This is a genomic window from Dapis hubbardiae BLCC-M172 (assembly GCF_050016015.1).
In the GTDB taxonomy this organism is placed as follows: domain Bacteria; phylum Cyanobacteriota; class Cyanobacteriia; order Cyanobacteriales; family Microcoleaceae; genus Trichodesmium.
The window spans coordinates 24,959-45,758 of sequence record NZ_JBNHEQ010000297.1 but is presented as its reverse complement, the minus strand read 5'-3'; the positions used below and the strand labels follow the sequence as shown (position 1 = coordinate 45,758).

Here is a 20,800-nt window from a genome sequence, read left to right as displayed (position 1 = left end):
TTTAGCAAAATCTTTGATATCAGCACGATGTTATCCTCAAAACCCGCCCCTACACGCTGGTTAAATAAACCTACCCCAAAACCAGCGCTAAAAACTCAAACGTCTCTCAATAGCATTTTGAAAGCGATCGCTAATTTCTCCCATCTCTACATTAATCAAAGAAACGCCCTCATTAACTAAAATTTGCAAACTACTTTCAGCATTACCCACCAGACCAATTTTCTGCCAAAAATCAGCCAAATTTTCCTCAAGATATGATTCCCAAATTATCTGATTTTCGGGCGCAACAGAAACCAAAATTCGGCAACCACCCTCGCCAAACAAAAACTCATCCCATCGGAAATTAGAAACATCAGACAATTCCCAAATAATCTCAGCGCCTAACTTCCCACTCAGACAAGACTCTGCTAGAGCGATCGCTAAACCTCCCTCACCACTATCGTGAGCAGAACGCACCCACCCTTGTCGGATACCATGACGACAAACTGCCTGTACTCGCCTTTCCAAATCAAAATCTACTTCCGTCGGTTTACCAGCAACCACACGATGAATAGTTGCTAAATATTCAGAAGCAGCTAAAGACTTAACTCCTAAATTCCCTATTAAATAGATAAGATCCCCTTCAGTCTGCCAACCTTGACCACAAATACGAGTAATATCGGGAATTAACCCCACCATTCCCACAACTGGAGTCGGATAAATTGCTTGGGGAGTACCGTCAGCATCCAAAGTTTCATTATACAAAGACACATTCCCACCAGTAACAGGCGTTCCCAACTCCTGACAACCTTCAGCAAGACCGCGACAACTCTCAGCTAGTTGCCAATATCCCACAGGTTTTTCCGGACTGCCAAAATTGAGATTATCTGTAACCGCTACAGGTTCAGCACCGACACAACTGAGATTCCGTGCTGCCTCTGCCACTACTGCTTTTGCACCATTGTATGGATCGAGATAAACCAAACGGGAATTACAATCAACTGTTGCAGCAACACCTGAAGTTGATGGTGGGTTATTAAGATCGGAAATTTGGGGGCGTAACCGAATCACAGCAGCATCAGCACCACCCGGCAACATCACAGTATTATTCTGTACTTGATAGTCGTATTGCTGATACACCCAATTTTTAGAAGCAATAGTTGGAGTATCTAATAAAGTCAGTAAAATATCATTCCAGGTTTGGAAATTTCCCTGAATTTCAATACCATGTTCCGTAGATGCTGGTAACGATGACACATTCCATTCCCAAGCTTTTGTAGCATATTCTGGCGGTTCGCTCAATAATTCCCGATGATAAATAGGAGTATTATCTGCCAAAGCAGTAGCAGGTATTTCAGCAGCAACCTTGCCTTCAAATAAAATGCGCACAATAGGTTCCTCAATAACCGTACCTGCCACCACTGCATGAAGTTCCCAACGTTCAAAAATATCAATCAATTCTTGTTCCCGACCTTTTTCGGCAACAAATAACATTCGTTCCTGAGATTCGGATAGCATATATTCATAAGGAACCATCCCAGTTTCTCGGACTGGTACTTTGTCGAGGTCAAATTCAATGCCAACACCTCCGTTTGCTGCCATTTCTGAAGTGGAACAGGTGATACCAGCAGCTCCCATGTCTTGTGCTGCGACTACTGCTCCGGTTTTGAATGCTTCCAAACAAGCTTCAACTAGACATTTTTCTAGGAATGGGTCTCCTACTTGTACGGCGGGGCGATCGTCTATTGACTGTTCACTGAGTTCGGCACTGGCGAAACTTGCTCCACCCATACCGTCTCTACCTGTAGTGGAACCAACATATAAGACTGGGTTGCCAATACCGGATGCACCAGATTTAACAATTTCGGGGGTTTCCATTAATCCCAATGCCATCACGTTGACTAGGGGGTTGCCTGTGTAGGCGCGGTCAAAGTAAATTTCTCCACCGACGGTAGGTACTCCGAAACAGTTTCCGTAGTGAGAAATGCCGGAAATTACTCCAGTAAAAATGCGCTTAGTTTTGGCATCCTCTAGGGAACCGAAACGGAGGGAGTTAAGCACGGCGATCGGACGGGCACCCATTGTAAAGATGTCTCGGAGAATACCGCCGACTCCCGTGGCAGCACCTTGGAATGGTTCGACAGCGGATGGGTGGTTGTGGGATTCAATTTTGAAAGCAAGTTGGAGTCCATTGTCTAGGTCTACCACTCCAGCGTTTTCTCCCGGTCCAACAAGAATGCGTTTACCTGTAGTGGGAAATTGTTTGAGAAGGGGGCGGGAGTTTTTGTAGCAGCAGTGTTCTGACCACATAACGCCAAACATTCCTAGTTCTGCTTTATTGGGGTGGCGACCCAGACGGTTGAGAATTTCTTGATATTCTTCAGGTTTGATGCCTTCAGATGCTATTTCTTCTGGAGAAAAAGGAGTTTGTGACATAATTTATAATGGGAAAGTTGAGTTAATCAGGACTTATGCAGGCAAACCCACCAAACCCTGTTTCTCGTAGGTGTTTATTGTCAAAAACAATGATTTACCCTAGAAACCGGGTTTATGAGCGTAAGTCCAGTTAATTTTATTATCTCATAAATTATGCCAAACTTAAGGCTTTGTTGCATGAAAGTATATAGCTGCTGCACAAGTAAGTGCAGATGTACTTCATACAGCGCTTTTCACTCTTTATAAACCACATCGCCATAATCAAAACCTTGTACGGACGTTTCATGGAACGTCCCTACTGTGGTCTACTAATTATGAAAACCGCTGTCAGGTGCGGAAACTGCTGTAACTATTGGACAATAAATAAATCAAACATCTGTCTGAGAAATAAAAAGGCTGAAACCTTTACAGGTAAAAGTTTTAAGATTTAATCAGCCCACCCTAACTATTGTACAATAGATGAAGATAACATCAATCATCGCGATCGCTCTAAGCACGCTCTGGCAGACCACCCTAACTATTGTACAATAGATGAAGATAACATCAATCATCACTTTCATAGAGCGATATAGCTGCCGCACTTGCTCCGCGTTTGAGTCGGCGAACCAAAGTGGAATGGATGTTAAGAACGCTATTTCAACAAAGCCCAAACTTAATATAAAATAACGGCTTTGCTGCATCAAAGTATATAGCAGCCGCACTTGCTTGTAGATATGTACTTCATAACGCGCGGAAACTGCTGTAACTATTGGACAATAAATAAATCAAACATCTGTCTGAGAAATAAAAAGGCTGAAACCTTTACAGGTAAAAGTTTTAAGATTTAATCAGCCCACCCTAACTATTGTACAATAGATGAAGATAACATCAATCATCGCGATCGCTCTAAGCACGCTCTGGCAGACCACCCTAACTATTGTACAATAGATGAAGATAACATCAATCATCACTTTCATAGAGCGATATAGCTGCCGCACTTGCTCCGCGTTTGAGTCGGCGAACCAAAGTGGAATGGATGTTAAGAACGCTATTTCAACAAAGCCCAAACTTAATATAAAATAACTGGAATGTACGAGCGAAAATTATCAAAATCTTTATCGGTAGTAAAAATACTGTAACCACGATGATGAGCTACTGCACAAATTAAAAAATCAGTATTTGAAGCCTGAATACCATGACTGCGACAAGTATTAAAAAATTCTGCTGCTAGCTCATAATCTTCAGTTGTTAACTGTAAGTCAGAAAAAGCACGCAGATATTCTCGTAATCGAATAAATTGTTCCCGAACACGAATCCCGATCAAACTTCCTGACGAATTTATCCTAGTAAAACGACTCGTCCATCTGTAATTAAATCTCGCAATTTATTAACGATATAAATTACATCATTTGGGGTATTGCGTCGTAATGCAAGAGAACAAAAATAACTGTTAACTACAAGCATTCATTTTTTCTATCTTTGTTGCTTATAATTATAATTTTCTTAATAGTCGATAGTACCAAATAATTCTAATACTTTCTGTTGTTGACGACGTTGAATATATTCACGCAAAGCTGTTTATCTTAATAAGATTTACTGTGGAATTATCGCTCAAAGCTAGAGCTTCCTGAAGGAGTTTTTCGTCAATATTAATATTAGTTACCATATATTGATTTCTGTAGTAATGTTTGACAAGATTCTTGTCACAAAAAAGCGAATAATTTGTTAGCGGTTTTCTGTAGCTTCTTGACGATTTCTAGAAACCCATTCTTGAGCATCTTCTCCCACTAAATGATAAGTCGCTTTTCCTTGAATCTCACGCCATTTACGCCGAAGTTTAGGGGTAGAATTATCATTTATTTTAAGATGACTTGATAAATAATATGGTGTCCGGATAATTAGTGATAGAACTCCGTTCCGCTTACGCGACCAAAAAACTTTTTCCTTTTTATACTTTCTTTCTCCTATCTTCCCTCCTGAGTCCTGAGTCCTGACTCCTGAGTCCTGAGTCCTCCCTCATTTATTTATAACTATTCAACCAGACATGATATAACGGATTAATTGAAGCTTTTCTTGAATGTTTAACCCTTCTGATTTACTCATTAACTCTATTTAATAATTCTTGAGACATAATGAATGATACCTCCTTTTTACAACCACAAGTGTATCAATAATAATTTTTATTCTCGATCGTCACAACCAAAATATTGTAGGGACGTTCCATAGAACGTCCCTACTACCGTGTCTAGACTAAAATTGTGTGTAAAAAACCTAACCCCCGACTCCCTTCCCTGCGAGGGAAGGGGGAGAAGAGTCCCCCCTTCCTACTTTGAGAGGGGTCGGGGGAGTTGTCTTCCGCAGACTCCCTCTTTACCCACATTTTTAAGCTAGACGAGCTACTACTGTGGTCTACCGAAATGAAAACCGCTGTAATATTTGCCCAACCTACTAGCTAGGATTAGTTGTAGATTTGGAAGGCTTCAGTTTGCGTTTGACGGTTGAAACTGCTCCTAGAGTACCGAGAGTGAGGAAGCTTAAAGTGGAGGTGGTTTCAGGGACAACGATTGGAGCAGCAGAAAAACTAACGGGCAATTCACTATCTTCTGGACCAAAATTTTCAAAACCTGGTATAAATGGCGGCGCAGAAAAAATCTCAAAATAACCCGGAGGCTGCAAAAAACCAGCAAAAAACATATTCACAAAGTTTCCTTCCGAGGTAAAATACCCAAAACCAGAACTTGTTAATTGTTAATCAGGATTAAGACTAATTATATTGTCAAGTACAAAAGGTTCGTTTCCTGGTACTGAAGTTCCCGTAGCTTGTAAACCAATAATTGTTTCGTCATTTCTCGTACCAGTAATTCCAGTAATTAGGTAAAAACCTAAATCGTCAGGAGTGTCATTAGTAGTCAAACTACCACTCGCCTCTATACCAGGAGCAGAATAACTCCAATTCCAAATTAAAGCAGAGGCAGCTTCTATTTTCCCAAAAAGCAATGCAGATGTCACAGTGAGGAGTGTGGCAGATAGTAAAGTTAGATTTTTCATAAAAAAATGGCGATTTTAGATTTAAAGTTTACTTTTAAAGTATCACAAACTATCCCATGAATCAACCATTACCTTTAGATTTTTCTCAGCAAGACTTACGACATCGCAATTTTCAAGGTCAAGACCTCACCGCCGCTAATTTTAGCGGTTCTGACTTGAGAGGTTGCGATTTTGACGATGCTATCCTAATAGGAGCAAATTTTCGGGGTGCAAGAATTGGGCAAAGTAGGAGCAAGATTAGGATTTTGATTGTTCGTTGTGCTGGAGCGGCGATCGCTGTTACTCTTGCTAGTGCTTTTGCTAGTTTTATTGCTGGTGAAATGGCGGGGGTTGCTGCTTTGATTGCGACTGGTGCTGTGGCGGTTGCTATTACTAATGCTGAGAGTGAGATTATTGCTGCTGTTTTAGCTGGAGTTGCTGCTGTTATTGGTTCGAGTGGTATTATCTATTTTTTGACAGGAAATCAAGTCAAAGGATTGTTATTATTTTTGGGTTCGGGAGTAATTTTTGGAGTTGCTGTTATTTTGTTTTTTCAAGTTGTTATTGAGTTGGATAAGTTATCAACAACATCTTTTGAAAATGCAGATTTAACTAATGCTATTTTTGATTAGCCAATTATTTAATACGATGAATGAAACGGGGAAATCAACCGCCATTTTTTATGTCTTTGTTGCTTATAATTATAATTTTATTTATAGTTTATAGTAGCAAATAATTCTAATACTTTCAGGTGTTGGCGACGTTAAATATATTCATGCAAAGCAGCTTCTATAAATATATTTACTGTAGAATGGTGGCTCAAAGCTAGAGCTTCCTTAAGGAGTTTTTCGTCAATATTAATATTAGTTACCATGTATTGATTTCTGTCGTAATATGTGACAAGATTATTGTCACAAAAAAACTGTAGGGATTTGGAAACTAAACCCCTACGATAAAATATTACAACCTATTAAGGATTGCTATAGAAAAATTTTTATTTATATTAAGTTTCGATAATTAATTATATAATACTGTAACTTGGTAAGTGAAGAGGAATCATCAATTAAAGCTATGGCAGCAAAAGATATATTTCATCCCATTGTACGTTCAGCATTAGAAAAAGAAGGATGGACTATTACTCACGATCCTCTATATCTTAAAGTAGATGAAGATAAACTGTATGTAGATTTAGGGGCTCAAAATCACTTATTAGGAGTAGAAAGGTACGGACAGAAAATAGCAGTAGAAATTAAAAGTTTTTTAGGTCTGTCGTTGATTAGTGATTTTCACGAAGCGATGGGTCAAGCATGGAATTATAAAGTAGTTTTAGAAGAAATAGAACCAAATAGAGTTCTATATTTGGCAGTTCCAGAAGATGTTTACGAAGATTTTTTTACTCGCCGTTTAGCTAAAATATCAGTAGGGCGGATGCAGCTAAATTTACTTGTATTTAATCCAATTAGAGAGGAGATTATAATATGGACATAGAGAAATATAGAAAAATAATTAAGTCAATTGTCGAAAAACATTCTAAGGGCGATAATGGCGATGGAGAAATAGAAACTCAAATTGCTTTCGACCTAGAACGCGATCGCTATTTAATGTTTCATATCGGATGGTGTGGAGAAAGACGAGTTTTTGGATGTGTTATTCACGTTGAGATTAGGTCGGGGAAAATTTGGATTCAACGAGATGGAACCGAAACAGGAATAGCTAATGAGTTAATTAAATCTGGAGTGCCTAAGTGTGATATCGTGTTAGGATACAGGTCTGCCTATATGCGTAAGTTTACAGGATTAGCGACGGGGGTTTGATCTCCTTAACGACCGGACTGATACAGATTCTAATGGTCGTTCAAAATCCATGTAAATTACTTGATTATTTTCGGGTGCTATATCAAGTTATACCATTTTTATAAGATTAGGGAGTAGGGAGTGAGGAGTAGGGAGTAGGAGGAAAGAATTGATGATTTTTGTGGGATAATTGAGAAGAGACTTGAGGGTAATCACTTAAACAAAATTTTGAAATTATTTTAGATCGCAAATTAGAAATAGGGCTTGTTAGAAATGATATAATAACTAATGTTATTTAATGAAAGTCAATCTAGCAAATGACGGAAAGTCAATCTCAGAAAAAAGTTCTTATACTAGCAGCGAATCCAATAGAAACTACAAAATTACGGTTGGATGAAGAAATTCGTGTAATTAAAGAAGCACGACAAAAGACTAGGAATCGAGACAGTCTTGATATTTTTGTAGAATTGGCAGTAAATTTCTACTCAAACTTTGGAAATTGTGGCTAGTACAATTACAATAATCTTCTAATCATATAATCCCTCTGCTATTTCAGATTAAATTTTATTTTCATCTGTTTGACAGACTGATAAATTTCTGGCAAACGCTTATAAATTGCAGAAGCCTTCAAATAAATCTTATTAGGAACCGCCGGACTACTAGAAACAATCTCTCCCGCAGCAACATCATTATGAACACCCGCTTGAGCAGTAGCGATCGCTCCATTTCCGATTTTTGCCTGGTTAGCAACTCCTACTTGACCTGCTAAAATCACATTATCCCCAAGCTTCACCCCACCAGCTAAACCAACTTGAGCTGCCAAAGCACAATTTTTACCAATTTTACAACCATGACCAACCTGTACTAAATTATCTAACTTAGTATTCTCACCAATTCTCGTTTCCCCTACCGCCGGGCGATCAATAGTAGTATTACCTCCAACTTCCACCCCATCCTCTAAAACAACTTTGCCAGACTGTTCCATCTTAAACCAACCTTCAGGAGTCGGCACAAAACCAAAACCCTCTCCTCCAATAACTGCTCCACTATGAATTACACAACCCTTACCTATCTGACTCCTCTCGTGAATCGAACAATTAGCGTGTAAAATAGTATTCTCTCCAATTTCCGCATCTGGATAAATTACCACATTCGGATAAATACAAACATTATCAGCAATTTTCACCCCCGCCTCAACCACAACATGAGCGCCAAGATAAACATTCTTACCTATTTTTGCCGTCCGGTGAACTACAGAAGTAGGATGAATTTCAGCAGTAGGTTGAAAAGGTCGATAAAAAACAGCGATCGCCTTGGCAAATAATAATCTCGGTTCCTTACCAGACAACCACCCAATACCACGTTCACTTGCCAAATTTTGTAGAGCTTCATCCATCGGCAAAATTAAAGCACTAGCATTTGTCGTTTCTAAATAACTGGCAAATTTTGCTCCTTCAATATAACTGAGAGTACCTACTTTTGCCTCATCTATTCCTGCTACTCCCTGAATATCTGGATCGAGAGTATTTATTTTTTCCAGACTACAAGCGATAGTCTCAGAACCAAGTTTACTTGCAAGTTCGCTAAATTTCACAATTACAATGCCCCACTCCTCAACTTCTGGATATTTACCATTTTCCCAGAAAAAAATCAACCCAAATCTATTTATCAATTTTAGACTTGGGTTAAATATTTTTATTGGGGAAAATACATTCTGTAGGGGTTTGGTCTCCAAACCCATCTTTGATATTTGTGGTTAGCTAAGGTAATTTAATATAAACCATTTTTACTTAACAGAAACTGAATTTACATCAACTGTAGCATCAGCATCAGTTACTTCATTAATATCAGATACTACTGCCACATTTTCCCCACGACGTAATTTCATAAAATCAACTACCATCTGAGAAACTTCTGCTACTAAAAGAGTTACAATAGCAATATCATCAATTTGTCCGACAATTGGGATAAAATCTGGAGAAATATCAAAAGGACTAAGTACATAAGCTAATGTTCCAGCAATAATCCACCAACGATATTTAGGATTACGGATAGTATTACGATACCAAGTATATAGAGATTGAATTGAAAAGCTCATTTAATTATCCTTATATTTAGAAGTTACTTACATTTCTAATAATGTCAGAGTTTCAAGCAGTATGTCAGTGCTAATATTAACCATAAATTTTTCTAGAAAATTCTACAATTAAAATTCAGGAATTTAGTTATGGAGATTTGTACTATAGTCTAATACCATTTCTCAAAAATCTTGCTATATTTGATTGGGTGGGGTAGGGAGGTTTCACTGCGTGACATGAAACGCATTTTTGTTATGCAACGTCCGTACGGAAGTGTGGGGAGAAGTAAACATAATAATAATTAACATCAACTGGCTCATAATTAGGGAATAATTCCTGGTTGCCTGTATTAATTATTTAATAACTGAAGTGTTACCCAAGTATAGCATTTATTTTGGTAATTGGTATAACAGAGTGAATGCACAAGTAAAGATTAAGACAGCTAGAGTGCTTAATGTTCGGTGGGTGGGGTGCGGAAAGTTAAATTTTGGTCCGGTTCATAATTATTGCCGCCTCACCCTCCCCACCCTACTGGACTGTTTCATCTAAAATGGTGCAATAGTAGGGGCGGGTTTTACCTAGAATTTTAATGCTTATTCTAAGATTTACATAAACCCGCCCTAATGCACACCCATTAGTTGTGTCAGTCTACTACGCCTGAATTTAATATTCTTTTTACAAACAGTCTCTAATACGGTTCAAATAAGACCAAGATTCATAAAGTATTAAACAATTAGAGTAGTTCTTAATATTATAGAACTCCTATAAAAAATTTCTTAAGTAAACTCTATTAATCTATAAATTAATCTACTTTCCTTCCTTCTTTATGGTTTATTCTTGCTTCAAAAAATCCTTAGAATAATCTACTTTCCTTCCTTCTTCCTTCTTCCTTCTTCCTTTTTCTATAGCTTTACCAAAAATGCAGCACACTCAACATGGGCAGTTTGAGGAAAAAAGTCTGCAGGTTGTACCTTGCTCAAATAATATTTACCAGTTGAACAGAGAAATTTCAAATCGCGAGCCAAGGTAGCAGGTTTACAACTAATATAAACAATACGTTCAGGTAAAATTTCCAACAAAGTCTCTAAAACCGAGCGATCGCAACCTTTTCTCGGTGGGTCTAATAAAACTACATCTGGTTTAACCTCCAACTGAGGTAGTAAATTCTCAACTTTTCCTGCATAAAAATCTACATTTGTCAAGTTATTAATTTCAGCATTAAACTTAGCTCTATCAATGGCCACTTGTTGTACTTCTAAACCAATGACCATACTTTTTCTATTTCCTATTTCCAGAGAATCATTATGACTAACATCCTGTAAATATTTTGCCAGAGGTAAAGTAAAAGTACCAACTCCACAATAAGCATCAACAATAATTTCCGAGCCACTCAAAGTCAACTCTTCAACTACGACCTCCATTAATCTTTCAGCAGCTCTTGTATTTACCTGAAAAAATGTATCGGCAGTCAATTGAAAATTTAAGCCACCAAACTTTTCCTGCACATAAGACCGACCAGCAATACAAACAGTCTCTTTGCCAAAAATAGTATTTGTCCTCTTAGAATTATAATTCAAACAAACACCAACTAAGCGAGAATAATCTTCTAACCACTTCTTCGCTTGAACTGTAATACCAGGTACTAACTTTTCTGGATTTTCTTCATTACCATTAACCACCAAAGTTAATAAAATTTCCCCTGTTTTTTCTCCTATCCTCAAAGATAAATGACGTAAAATACCTATATGCTTATATTCATCATATATCTTCCATCCTTGCCTAGTAATATCCTGTTTAATTTCTTTGAGTAAAGGATTTAAACGTTGGTCTTGGATGGGACATTGATTAAGATTAATCAATTTATGGCTACCTTTCTGATAATAGCCCGCCTTCACTTGACCTGTAGTCGAAATACCTAGAGGATATGTCACTTTGTTACGATATCCAAAAGGGGATGGAGATGGTAGAGTTGGTTTAACCTCTAATAATTCTAGGCCACCTATTCTTTCTAAAGCTTGAATAACTTGATTTTGTTTGGTTTGAAGCTGATATTCATAATTAATATGTTGCCATTGACACCCACCACATTTGTCCGCAACAATACAGTAAGGTTTAATCCGCTGGTCAGACTTTTCTAAAAGTTGATGTAGTTTCCCATAGGCATATTTAGGTTTGACTATTGTTAGGCGGGCAATAAGGCGATCGCCAGGAACTGTATCAGGCACAAATACCACTTTTTCATCATAACGACCCACTCCATCACCGTTATCTGTTAAGTCTGTGATGTTTATCTCCACTAGCTGACCTTGTTGCCAAACTGATGTTCCCAATTTTTGCTTATTTATTTTCACTAAGTTCTAAATCTTTAATATTACTGACTATTGTTTTTCTGTATAATATAATCGCTCTATTTTAATTTTTTGATCTTAAGTCATATCAAATCCGCTTAATTCGATATGAAAATTTTTTCATCTACGGTTCCCGAAAAATCAGCTAATGTGCAAATATTTCTAAATTCTCTTTTCTCCTGACTCCTGACTCCTAGTTAACTATTGAATTACACCAATGCTACCGGATTTAATATTAGTTTCTGGTAATTCTGGGTTTTGTACATTTGGCTAATTAATTCCAGCTAACAAACTATTTAAAGCTTTAATACCAATTTTATGTGAGGCTCAAAGAATTATAAATTAATTAACTTGACTGTATTTATTTATAGTTAACTCTGATTAAAATTTTATTCTATGTAACTTCATATTAGTTTGGCATAAGTAGGCTTTGCTGATTAAATATCAAAGCATTGACAGATAAAAGTTTAAGAAATTTTCGGTCTTAAATACCTTGGTTTTCAGCTCTTGATGCACGGTTCCCGAAAAATCAAAAAGGAGCGTATTTCTGGCACATAGTTGAGCCAAAAAAATTACTCCCGTAGGGGCGTTGCATGCAACGTCCCTAACTACTCCCCCGCTCCCCTACTCCTTAAAAAAGACTTTTTCAGCAAACCCTAAGTAGAGAGCCACAAAAAAACAAAACTTTTAAGCCAAAAGTAAAATTACTCAAAATTTAGAATAAATTACCAGATAAGCTGTTTTATGTTAGCTTGTCGTAAAAATAATTTTTAACGCCAACCTAGTTATTGCTCCATAAAATTTTTGGTATAAACGAGAACCTAGAAAATTTGATGACCTGGAAAGGCAGTCAATGGTTAAAATGAAATATAATTCAGCAAATTTTCGATAATTATGAGTGTAGTTAGCCAAGTTATTCTCAAAGCAGACGATGAATTACGTTACCCCAGTAGTGGGGAACTTAAATCCATAAATGATTTTTTGAAAACAGGTACGCAGCGTGTCAAGATTGCTAGCGTGCTTTCTGAAAATGAGAAAAAAATTGTGGACAAAGCTAGTCAGGAGTTATGGCGCAGGCGTCCAGATTTTATTGCTCCTGGAGGTAATGCTTTTGGCCAGCGGGAACGTGCCTTATGCCTCCGGGACTATGGTTGGTACTTACGTTTGATTACCTACGGGGTACTAGCTGGGGATAAAGACCCCATTGAAAGTATTGGTTTGATAGGTGTTCGGGAAATGTATAACTCCTTGGGTGTACCTGTTCCTGGAATGGTAGAGTCAATTCGTTGTCTAAAGGAAGCAAGTCTTGCTTTACTTGATGAAGAAGATGCGAAAGAAACTGCTCCTTATTTTGACTATATTATTCAAGAAATGTCTTAATGGATAATGGATAATTGATAATTGATAATTAATTCATCTCGGTTTAAAGCCTCTCGTTTCAAGGAGAAACAAGAAATAAGATTTCCGCATAATTGTTTAATCTTTTCGGCTTTAACCAAAGGTAATTATTAACTAGCTATTAGCTTTTCCTTACGAAATGCTACGCAAAGAACATTTAGCTCGCCTCCTGCGGAGAAACTAGGTTAACAGCTAAAAATCCAAGGGTTTAGGTCTCCCACAAGAGGAGCGAAAAATTAGTGGTGCGCTTTTTTAGGGGTTTAAATACCCCATTATACACCAAGAATAAGCTGATAGCTGAGTGCTGAGTGCTGAGTGCTGAGTGCTGAGTGCTACTTCAATTATCCATTAATGAAGCAAAATACAAATAATATACTGATTTTAGGGGTGAACAGTCGTTCACCCCTACTAAAATTAAATATCTTTCCACTTATACCAATTCCCATGCATTAAGGCTATACTTGAGTGACACTTCAGTTATCAAGTAATTAACACAAATAAAATAAATTATTCCCTAATTATTATCCAGTTAATGTTCATTATTCTTCTGTGTACGGACGCCCTTATGCAACGTCCCTCCTCCACCCAATCAAATATAGCAAGATTTTTGAGAAATGGTATTATACATTTTTCTCTGACGGCATAGTTTAGAATAAAATTCTATTACTTTTTGCCTTCTAAAAATTGTCTTTAAAACCAAATTCATTTTCTTAGCCAAAGATTTTAGGTGTTGGTCAATCAAGGTATGAAAATAAAAATTGAACAATCTCAAATATTTGTTATTCAATAGTTTAGCAATTACCAAAAAATACAAATCATACCCTAATTTACCAACGCCAGATTTTACTACTAAACATTTTCCAACATACCACCAGCGATCGCCAGTAAGATTAATACCCCAAAAGCTAATCTGTACCAAACAAATATCCAAGTATCCTTAGTTTGTAAGTATTTAATTAACCAAGCAATTGCTATATAAGAAAAAATTATTGCAGAGATAATACCAGCAATGGTAGGAAGTAAGCCTATACCTCCAAAACCTTCATCAAAGAGAGTCTTTAGTTCGACTAAACCTGCCAAAGTAATTGCTGGAAGACCTAATAAAAAAGAAAATCTTGCTGCTGTAGCTCTTTCTAATCCCATAAACAACCCCCCTGTAATAGTTGAGCCTGACCGAGATACTCCAGGAACTAATGCTAAGGTTTGGGCCATACCCATCAAGATGCCATCTTTAATATCTAGTTGTTCAAAGTTACGTTTTCGGCTGCCAATTTTTTCTGCTATTCCTAATAACAAAGCCATAACTATTGAAGCAATGGCGATCGCTACTGTACTGCGGAGTGGAGAATTATCAAAATCTGGAATAAATAGTTTAATTAACAATCCAAAAAATACTATTGGTAGGGTGCCCAAGGCAATGCCAACTGCCATTTTGAAATCTGGGGACTGGTAGTCAGATTTCAGAATAGATTTATATGTACCAATTGTGATTTTTGTCAAGTCATCCCAGAAATACCAAACAACAGAAACAATACTGCCTAATTGAATAACCGCAGTAAAGGCTACACCAGGGTCTCCCCAACCTAGCCCTACAGGGACAACCTTCAGGTGAGCGGTACTACTAATAGGTAAAAATTCTGTTAATCCTTGTACCATTCCGAGAATAACTGCCTGAAAAATAGTCAACTGTTCAGAAGTGGGTATCGGCTCAGATGGTAATGATTGGCCAACTTGTTCTAGAGAGATAAAAATTAGAGCGCTGACAATGACTGCAAAGAAAAATTTCATCAAGTAGCGTTTTATGAGAATTATTAGTCAATTATACCATTAATTAATGTAGTTAATTTTAGTAATTTTTAGCTATCAAAACCCTTAAAAAAAGCAATCAGCAGTCAGCGGTCAGCAGTTAGCAGTAAATGTTTAGAAGGGGATTTAACCCCACCGCGCACCTTCAGGTTTATAGAAATCGGGGATTTAAACCCAGAGATATAATACTATTTCTCAAAAAAAAATTACATTTTATTGAAGCAAAAATGTTTAATGTAACATATATACAAGAATTAAAAATAATAATAATTAACGCTAAACAAGCTTAAATTAGCAAAAAAAAGAATTTATTTGTCATAATTACTTGATAGCTGAAGTTTTGCATAAGTATAACATTAATGCCTGGGAATTGGTATAAGAGCTGATAGCTGATAGCTGATAGCTGAATGCTAAAAGCTAAAAGCTAGTTAATTTTCAATTGCTGTTATCTAGGGCTTGCTGATTAAATATCAAAGCATTTATAGATAAAGGTTTTAGCCTTTTTAGATCCGAAATACCTTGGTTTTCAGCTCTTTATGCACGGTTCCCGAAAAATCAAAAAGGAGCGCATTTTGTTCAAGAGAGTACCCCAAAAATTACTCCCCCTACTCCCCTACTCCCCTACTCCCCTACTCCCCTACTCCCCTACTCCCCTACTCCCCCGCTCCCTTACTCCTTAAAAAAGACTTTTTCAACAAACCCTATCTATATCTTAACTCTTCCTAAAAAATCCCCATTGGGGGGATAAAAATCTTGTTAATATTATAAAGATGCCCTGGGAGGGGATAAAACCTATGATATATTAAATAAAATAAAGTTAAATAAAAAATATTAAAAATATCTTGTTTGAAAATACTTTTTTTGCTATGATAGAAAACTTTTTTCCACCTACTATTATGGAAAAAAATTTTTTGGTATTTGTTTCAGAAAAAATTAGAATCAGCCAAAAATGGGCTGTGTTCGGCACTGCTATATTTCTAGTAACAGTACCAGTATTTTTTCAAGCTCCAATGGTACGTCAACTGCCTTGGTTAAGTTTAGCTATGACAGGCTTTTGGTTATGGCTAAGTTTAAAATTGCTCAAAAAGAGAGAAACTAATTTATGGGGCGATCTATTATTAGGGTTTACTTGGAGTTGGTTTACAGGTTCGATATATTGGGGTTGGCTACGACAGGAACCATTTCTCCACTTACCAGTTGAAGCGATATTTGTACCTTGGGCACTATGGTGTTTAAGCAATAATCGAGAAATGTTAGGAAACTGTTTTTATTTAGGGTCTCTACTTGGTACAGCAGTAACAGACGGATATTTCTACATAACTGGCCTGATTCCTTATTGGCGACAGTTAATGATAGTTGAACCAGAAATGGCCTTAGAAGTATTTCAAGATGCTTTAACTCAAGTGCTTACTTCTTGGGGGATAACTTGGATTATTGTCTTAGTTGCAATTCTGTTGTTATTTGGTATTGTACCTTTGCAGTCTAAAAAGTTATACTGGTGGGGGTTTGGGGCAGCAGTATTGAGTACAATTTTAGTAGACAGTCTATTCTTATTGGCTGCTCTTGTGGCCTAAGACCAAATTTCAGAGGGGGTGCAGTAGAAAAATACCTCGGTAATAATACTGTCATACCTATGCTATTTTAGGGTCAATCAGTCTATTACTGATCAATTAGTGCTGACCAAAACAGAATTCACACAAGTTTAAAGCTTGTGTTACCATGAGTGCCACTGTCGTGACTTTGCAACCTCCTCATCTAGTGCTTCGCACAGAAGCAGGCGATCGCTACCTACCTCTAGTTGGAAATAATTGTTGGACTATTGGTAGAAGTAAAGATAATACTTTTGTCCTGACTGATAAATGGATATCCCGCAACCATGCTATGATACAGCAGATGGATACGGGAGATTTTTATCTGATTGATTTAGGTAGTCGTAATGGTTCTTTTGTAAATGGCCGTCGTGTTAGTATTCCTGTTACTTTAAAAGATGCGGACGATCTAATATTTGGTCAAACAGAACTAGAATTTCGTTGCCCTGACCTGGAAATAAATATAGAATCAGCGATAGATATTGATTCTCAAGAGTTTACAGCTACCTTGCACGTTCGTCGGTTAATTTCGGTGATGGTGATGGATATCCGAGATTTTACAGTGCTGACTAGAAAACTTGATGAGAGGGTATTGTCTGAAGTAATTGGTAGTTGGTTTAGGCAAGCTGGAGATATTATTAGGAATAATGGGAGTTGGGTAGATAAGTATATTGGTGATGCTATTATGGCTGTCTGGTTCCATGGAGCTGAGGGACTCAACAGCACAGAAATGCTCCGTATTTTTCAGGCTCTTAGAGATTTACATGAAGTAACAGAGGAATTAAGTAAGACTTATCCTTTACCTTTTCCCTTAAGAGTGGGAGCTGGAATAAATACAGGTTATGCAATGGTAAGTAATGCTGGTAGTACCGAGCGTTCTGATTATACGGCTTTAGGGGATACTGTTAATGCAGCATTTCGTCTAGAATCATCTACGAAAGAAATTGGTATGGATATAGCTTTGGGAGAAGGTACTTATAAATATATTTCCGATCTAGCAAGTGTTAATCAAGTATTCAAGCAGTATAAAGTACATCTGAAAGGTTATGATACTCCAACTATAACTTACGCAGGTACTTTTAATAGTCTCGACAATTTCTTGAGCTAAAAATTGTTAGTTAACAAAAATAAAACCAAAATTTTTTAGGTTTGAACTGTACTGTAGGGGATAAGTCCACAGACTTTGGCAATAGAGTATTTGATATACGAAATATAGGTTAACTCAGGAGTCAAAAGTTAAAAGTTAAAAGTTAAAAGTTAAATTCTTGTTGTGATTATAGTTAAAATTACTAAATGCTCATAGCATTTCAGAATTTTTATAATTATTGAGTCGGGAATTATGAGCCAATTTTATTGTACCATTAAACCTATAGTCAAAAGTTATTAAATTTTGTCAAATATTTAGAGCTGGTTAGTACCAATAAACAAAGATATTTGTCGTTATTTGACTATATATGACTAGATTTATGTATAACTTTTACTATACTTGATAATGTCTACGCCAATCGTGACTGCTATAGAACCCATTTGAGATATATTTAAAATTATAGATTGAGGGTAGGGGATTAGGGGAGTAGGGGAGATGGTTTAAATTATACCTTTTTTCTATATTCTCCATCTCCTGACTCAAGAGCCAAAAACCCTTATCTTTGCGCAGATACGGTTAGGGCTTCTATACGCAATAGGAGAGAAAATTTGACAATTACATCTGGTGTGCGCTTCAGGAAATGAAATTACTATTGCTGTATACGCAATAGAAGAGAAAATTTGACAATTACATCTGGCGTGGGCTTGAGAAAATGAAATTACTATTGCTATATCTATAAAGAAATTTCACTACCCACCTCTATCTCGCATTGGTGCTTCAGGAAATGAAATTACTATTGCGTATAGAGCAATAGAAGAGAAAATTTTATAATTATATCTGGCGTGGGCTTGAGAAAATGAAATTACTATTGCTCTATAGAACCCCTAAAGGGATCTATTTAAAATTATAGAAATTAGAGTAGGGGAGTAGGGGAGTAGGGGCTTAGATCTACCTTTTTCCTCTATTCTATTTCTCCATATCCGCCAATTCAGCAATTCAGCAATTCTGACTCCTGACTCAAGAGCCAAAAACCCTCACCTTTGTAAAGATAGGCTTAGGGCTTCTATAAATACCAGCGGAAAAAACAATTTATTTATCAGCACCTTGAGACACCAGATGATCTAAACAGGAATTCATTCCATATCTTTTCATATTACCCACCTGGTAGTCCTGCATTGTAATGGTGAAGATATATATTTTTTAATTTCTTCTCACACTCCCACACTCCCCACATCCCCCACACTTCCCACACCCCCCAAACTCTCTCTACCATTACTATGTACCACCACCCTCACCAAAGGTATTTGACCTAACCTGATACAACAAAAGTCCCCCAAGGAAGGGGAAGCTTTAGACCCAAATTATCGGAAAAAAACAACACAACAATCTGGTAATATAGCCATAGCGGTAAAGCGCATAATGAAAATCCTAGAGGTATGGCGCCTCCTTCGGACAAGCTTTTCTATGGAAAGCTGGAAAACGCATTTCATATCGCGCGGTGAAACTTAAAACCCAAAAAACCTTTGCTGGAGGTCAACCACAAACCAAGGCAAGTTATTGTGGTCAAAGAAATTCCTGCGTATTTAAGTTGTCTGACTGCGGGCGCTTGGTGGACATTAAACCAATTGCCTGTGGATCAGTCTTGGGGAAGATTGGGCTTTTTCGAGCTTTGTCTACTTAAGGCTGGATTAAGATAGGAAACTCGAGAGTTTACTCTGAAAAATCCTGCACCAGAAGCTTTGCGTTTTGTTAAGGTAAAGCTTCTCTTAAAGCTGTTGTAGTCACGAAAGGTGTTGGGAGAATTTCAAAAGCTGTGTATATAAATATTGGGAGAAATACAAGAATGAAGCAAATAGCCCTAGTGCTGGCAATATTTGGGTTATGTTTGGGTTTTATGGGACTACCATACCACCAAGCTCAAGCAAGTAACTTAAATCTAACTGCATGGCCTTCCACTTCAATTTTAGCAGTAGAAGCTGGAAAGGTTAACAAGGCAGACGAAAAATTAGGAGAGATGGGTGTTGAAAAGCTCGATCTTAACAATAGTCCTTTAAGAAGCTTTCGGAAATACCGGGGAATGTTTCCTACTATAGCTGCGAAGATAGTAGACAATGCTCCTTACGAAAAAGTAGAAGATGTGCTAGAAATTCCTGATTTAACTGAACGTCAGAAAAAGCTTTTAGAAGCAAATCTTAAAAATTTTAAAGTCACTTCACCTAGTGATGACTTTAATGAAGGTAACTATAGATTGAATACTGGTTCATACGACTAAAGACTAAATATTAAAAATATTAGTCCGTTTTTAATCTTGCTGTGTAATAATTGATTAAAAATTGGGGGTGAAGGAATAGAATCTATTAAATTCCTCAATCATCAGATTGGGAATGTGTTCCTACACCCCTATAAATAGTTAGTCGATCAATCATAAATACTAAATACTCAGCCCAGACTATAGTCAAGCTTCAAATTAGGAGTTTACTTAGGAAAAACCAACTATAGGATTGCACTATATGTATTATTTTGGTGTAAAAAATTTAATGGGATTTACCAGACAAAATAAATTCTCTTGAAATATAATCTCTCAGTATGCTTGGCTACATTTATTTTAGGTTAGACCAATACAGGTGACTTAGAAGCTTACCTCACTAGGTGTCGATCGATACTCTCTAATCTCTTAATTTTAATTAAAAGCTGAGATTATATTTCTACTACTGTATAAATTTTTAAAATAATACTTCAAACTAAAGCCAGATTAGTAGGTAATATAATTCAACGCCCTCCTCCACCTTGGTTAGAGTTCTCTCCCTCTGGTGTTCCTTCACCGTCGTCGTTTCTGGGTTCATATCCTTTTTGAGAAACAATAGAAATATTTGATTTATCTAACAATAGGTTCAAATAACAAGTATCAACATCTGTATCAACTTGATGAGGGTAATGGCTTATATCTGGTAGTGCCATCACTTGTTTGGGTATGATACTTAAGCTTAGAGTGAAAGTTAAGAAAGTTATCCTTTTTATAAGTAGTAGAGTATTCATATAAAGTTATCCCCTGATAGCAACGATAAAAAGACTATCTAGATTAAGTTACTTTCCTGGCAAGTAAACCGTTTAGTAATTAGAATTAATTGGCACAGACTTCTGGAAATTTGGCTATTTTCCCTGTAAACATGAAGCCTACAATATAAACTTGGATGATAATAATATTATATCAGTATTTACACTGATATACCTAAATCTAGAGAAAGTGGAGCTGCACAAACTATCATATATATGTCCAAAA

Annotated in this window: 20 protein-coding genes; 8 read left to right on the top strand and 12 right to left on the bottom strand. The window is 36.9% G+C overall.

Annotation, left to right across the window (positions count from 1 at the left end):
• Positions 1–87: 87 nt before the first annotated feature.
• From purL to ACP6PK_RS27530, 6 genes are all read right to left on the bottom strand, one after another.
• Positions 88–2,415, bottom strand: a complete 2,328-nt coding sequence (gene purL, locus ACP6PK_RS27555; RefSeq protein ID WP_426564460.1) for a phosphoribosylformylglycinamidine synthase subunit PurL — start codon at positions 2,413–2,415, stop codon at positions 88–90.
• 1,048 nt (positions 2,416–3,463) lie between these two features.
• Positions 3,464–3,718, bottom strand: coding sequence for a PIN domain-containing protein (locus tag ACP6PK_RS27550; RefSeq protein WP_426564458.1), 255 nt, complete (start codon positions 3,716–3,718; stop codon positions 3,464–3,466).
• A gap of 14 nt (positions 3,719–3,732) precedes the next feature.
• A complete protein-coding gene (locus tag ACP6PK_RS27545) occupies positions 3,733–3,858 on the bottom strand; it encodes a PIN domain-containing protein (protein ID WP_426564456.1) in 126 nt (41 codons plus the stop codon).
• A 100-nt stretch (positions 3,859–3,958) separates the two neighbouring features.
• A complete protein-coding gene (locus tag ACP6PK_RS27540; protein WP_426564454.1) occupies positions 3,959–4,060 on the bottom strand; it encodes a type II toxin-antitoxin system VapB family antitoxin in 102 nt (33 codons plus the stop codon).
• 782 nt (positions 4,061–4,842) lie between these two features.
• Positions 4,843–5,088 (bottom strand): hypothetical protein, encoded by a 246-nt coding sequence (locus tag ACP6PK_RS27535; RefSeq protein ID WP_426564452.1) that lies wholly within the window; start codon positions 5,086–5,088, stop codon positions 4,843–4,845.
• Between the two features lie 54 nt (positions 5,089–5,142).
• Positions 5,143–5,442, bottom strand: a complete 300-nt coding sequence (locus ACP6PK_RS27530) for a hypothetical protein (protein WP_426564450.1) — start codon at positions 5,440–5,442, stop codon at positions 5,143–5,145.
• A gap of 56 nt (positions 5,443–5,498) precedes the next feature.
• Here ACP6PK_RS27530 and ACP6PK_RS27525 point away from each other — a divergent pair, with 56 nt between their 5' ends.
• On the top strand, positions 5,499–6,053 hold the full coding sequence (locus tag ACP6PK_RS27525; protein ID WP_426564448.1) for a pentapeptide repeat-containing protein: 555 nt from the start codon (positions 5,499–5,501) through the stop codon (positions 6,051–6,053).
• 131 nt (positions 6,054–6,184) lie between these two features.
• On the opposite strand, the gene ACP6PK_RS27520 is transcribed toward ACP6PK_RS27525, so the two are convergent.
• Entirely contained in the window at positions 6,185–6,295 is a 111-nt protein-coding gene (locus ACP6PK_RS27520) for a type II toxin-antitoxin system VapB family antitoxin (RefSeq protein ID WP_426564446.1), read from the bottom strand.
• Positions 6,296–6,459: 164 nt separating this feature from the next.
• Here ACP6PK_RS27520 and ACP6PK_RS27515 point away from each other — a divergent pair, with 164 nt between their 5' ends.
• The 3 genes from ACP6PK_RS27515 to ACP6PK_RS27505 all read left to right on the top strand — a co-directional run bounded on the left by ACP6PK_RS27515 (position 6,460) and on the right by ACP6PK_RS27505 (position 7,723).
• Positions 6,460–6,909, top strand: coding sequence for a XisH family protein (locus tag ACP6PK_RS27515; protein WP_426564444.1), 450 nt, complete (start codon positions 6,460–6,462; stop codon positions 6,907–6,909).
• Positions 6,900–7,235, top strand: coding sequence for a XisI protein (locus ACP6PK_RS27510; protein WP_094675619.1), 336 nt, complete (start codon positions 6,900–6,902; stop codon positions 7,233–7,235). Before ACP6PK_RS27515 ends, ACP6PK_RS27510 begins: the two co-directional genes overlap by 10 nt.
• 296 nt (positions 7,236–7,531) lie before the next feature.
• Positions 7,532–7,723 carry a hypothetical protein gene (locus ACP6PK_RS27505; RefSeq protein WP_094675621.1) on the top strand — a complete coding sequence of 64 codons (192 nt, stop codon included), beginning with the start codon at positions 7,532–7,534 and terminating at the stop codon, positions 7,721–7,723.
• 38 nt (positions 7,724–7,761) lie between these two features.
• On the opposite strand, the gene lpxD is transcribed toward ACP6PK_RS27505, so the two are convergent.
• The 3 genes from lpxD to rlmD all read right to left on the bottom strand — a co-directional run bounded on the left by lpxD (position 7,762) and on the right by rlmD (position 11,643).
• Positions 7,762–8,808: a UDP-3-O-(3-hydroxymyristoyl)glucosamine N-acyltransferase gene (gene lpxD, locus ACP6PK_RS27500; RefSeq protein WP_426564554.1), complete on the bottom strand. Its 1,047-nt coding sequence runs from the start codon at positions 8,806–8,808 to the stop codon at positions 7,762–7,764.
• 192 nt (positions 8,809–9,000) lie between these two features.
• A complete protein-coding gene (locus ACP6PK_RS27495) occupies positions 9,001–9,312 on the bottom strand; it encodes a YkvA family protein (RefSeq protein WP_094675623.1) in 312 nt (103 codons plus the stop codon).
• A gap of 882 nt (positions 9,313–10,194) precedes the next feature.
• Positions 10,195–11,643, bottom strand: coding sequence for a 23S rRNA (uracil(1939)-C(5))-methyltransferase RlmD (rlmD, locus tag ACP6PK_RS27490; RefSeq protein WP_426564441.1), 1,449 nt, complete (start codon positions 11,641–11,643; stop codon positions 10,195–10,197).
• An 891-nt stretch (positions 11,644–12,534) separates the two neighbouring features.
• On the opposite strand from rlmD, the gene ACP6PK_RS27485 reads away from it, so the two are divergent.
• Positions 12,535–13,020, top strand: coding sequence for an allophycocyanin (locus ACP6PK_RS27485; RefSeq protein ID WP_426564439.1), 486 nt, complete (start codon positions 12,535–12,537; stop codon positions 13,018–13,020).
• Positions 13,021–13,887: 867 nt separating this feature from the next.
• Here the strand turns inward: ACP6PK_RS27485 and ACP6PK_RS27480 are convergent.
• Positions 13,888–14,826, bottom strand: coding sequence for an undecaprenyl-diphosphate phosphatase (locus ACP6PK_RS27480; protein WP_426564437.1), 939 nt, complete (start codon positions 14,824–14,826; stop codon positions 13,888–13,890).
• A gap of 914 nt (positions 14,827–15,740) precedes the next feature.
• Here ACP6PK_RS27480 and ACP6PK_RS27475 point away from each other — a divergent pair.
• The 3 genes from ACP6PK_RS27475 to psbU all read left to right on the top strand — a co-directional run bounded on the left by ACP6PK_RS27475 (position 15,741) and on the right by psbU (position 19,792).
• Positions 15,741–16,418, top strand: coding sequence for a DUF3120 domain-containing protein (locus ACP6PK_RS27475; protein WP_426564435.1), 678 nt, complete (start codon positions 15,741–15,743; stop codon positions 16,416–16,418).
• A 145-nt stretch (positions 16,419–16,563) separates the two neighbouring features.
• Complete coding sequence (locus tag ACP6PK_RS27470; protein WP_426564433.1) at positions 16,564–17,541, top strand: FHA domain-containing protein; 978 nt, start codon at positions 16,564–16,566, stop codon at positions 17,539–17,541.
• A gap of 1,822 nt (positions 17,542–19,363) precedes the next feature.
• On the top strand, positions 19,364–19,792 hold the full coding sequence (gene psbU, locus ACP6PK_RS27465; RefSeq protein ID WP_094673121.1) for a photosystem II complex extrinsic protein PsbU: 429 nt from the start codon (positions 19,364–19,366) through the stop codon (positions 19,790–19,792).
• 497 nt (positions 19,793–20,289) lie between these two features.
• Here the strand turns inward: psbU and ACP6PK_RS27460 are convergent, their stop codons facing one another.
• Positions 20,290–20,556 (bottom strand): hypothetical protein, encoded by a 267-nt coding sequence (locus tag ACP6PK_RS27460; RefSeq protein ID WP_426564431.1) that lies wholly within the window; start codon positions 20,554–20,556, stop codon positions 20,290–20,292.
• Positions 20,557–20,800: the final 244 nt, after the last annotated feature.

Coding starts and splice junctions, on each gene's coding strand:
- purL (WP_426564460.1), bottom strand. CDS start 2,415: ATGTCACAAACTCCTTTTTCTCCAGAAGAAATAGCATCTGAAGGCATC.
- ACP6PK_RS27545 (WP_426564456.1), bottom strand. CDS start 3,858: ATGCTTGTAGTTAACAGTTATTTTTGTTCTCTTGCATTACGACGCAAT.
- ACP6PK_RS27540 (WP_426564454.1), bottom strand. CDS start 4,060: ATGGTAACTAATATTAATATTGACGAAAAACTCCTTCAGGAAGCTCTA.
- ACP6PK_RS27535 (WP_426564452.1), bottom strand. CDS start 5,088: ATGTTTTTTGCTGGTTTTTTGCAGCCTCCGGGTTATTTTGAGATTTTT.
- ACP6PK_RS27530 (WP_426564450.1), bottom strand. CDS start 5,442: ATGAAAAATCTAACTTTACTATCTGCCACACTCCTCACTGTGACATCT.
- ACP6PK_RS27525 (WP_426564448.1), top strand. CDS start 5,499: ATGAATCAACCATTACCTTTAGATTTTTCTCAGCAAGACTTACGACAT.
- ACP6PK_RS27520 (WP_426564446.1), bottom strand. CDS start 6,295: ATGGTAACTAATATTAATATTGACGAAAAACTCCTTAAGGAAGCTCTA.
- ACP6PK_RS27510 (WP_094675619.1), top strand. CDS start 6,900: ATGGACATAGAGAAATATAGAAAAATAATTAAGTCAATTGTCGAAAAA.
- ACP6PK_RS27505 (WP_094675621.1), top strand. CDS start 7,532: ATGACGGAAAGTCAATCTCAGAAAAAAGTTCTTATACTAGCAGCGAAT.
- ACP6PK_RS27495 (WP_094675623.1), bottom strand. CDS start 9,312: ATGAGCTTTTCAATTCAATCTCTATATACTTGGTATCGTAATACTATC.
- ACP6PK_RS27485 (WP_426564439.1), top strand. CDS start 12,535: ATGAGTGTAGTTAGCCAAGTTATTCTCAAAGCAGACGATGAATTACGT.
- ACP6PK_RS27480 (WP_426564437.1), bottom strand. CDS start 14,826: ATGAAATTTTTCTTTGCAGTCATTGTCAGCGCTCTAATTTTTATCTCT.
- ACP6PK_RS27475 (WP_426564435.1), top strand. CDS start 15,741: ATGGAAAAAAATTTTTTGGTATTTGTTTCAGAAAAAATTAGAATCAGC.
- ACP6PK_RS27470 (WP_426564433.1), top strand. CDS start 16,564: ATGAGTGCCACTGTCGTGACTTTGCAACCTCCTCATCTAGTGCTTCGC.
- psbU (WP_094673121.1), top strand. CDS start 19,364: ATGAAGCAAATAGCCCTAGTGCTGGCAATATTTGGGTTATGTTTGGGT.
- ACP6PK_RS27460 (WP_426564431.1), bottom strand. CDS start 20,556: ATGAATACTCTACTACTTATAAAAAGGATAACTTTCTTAACTTTCACT.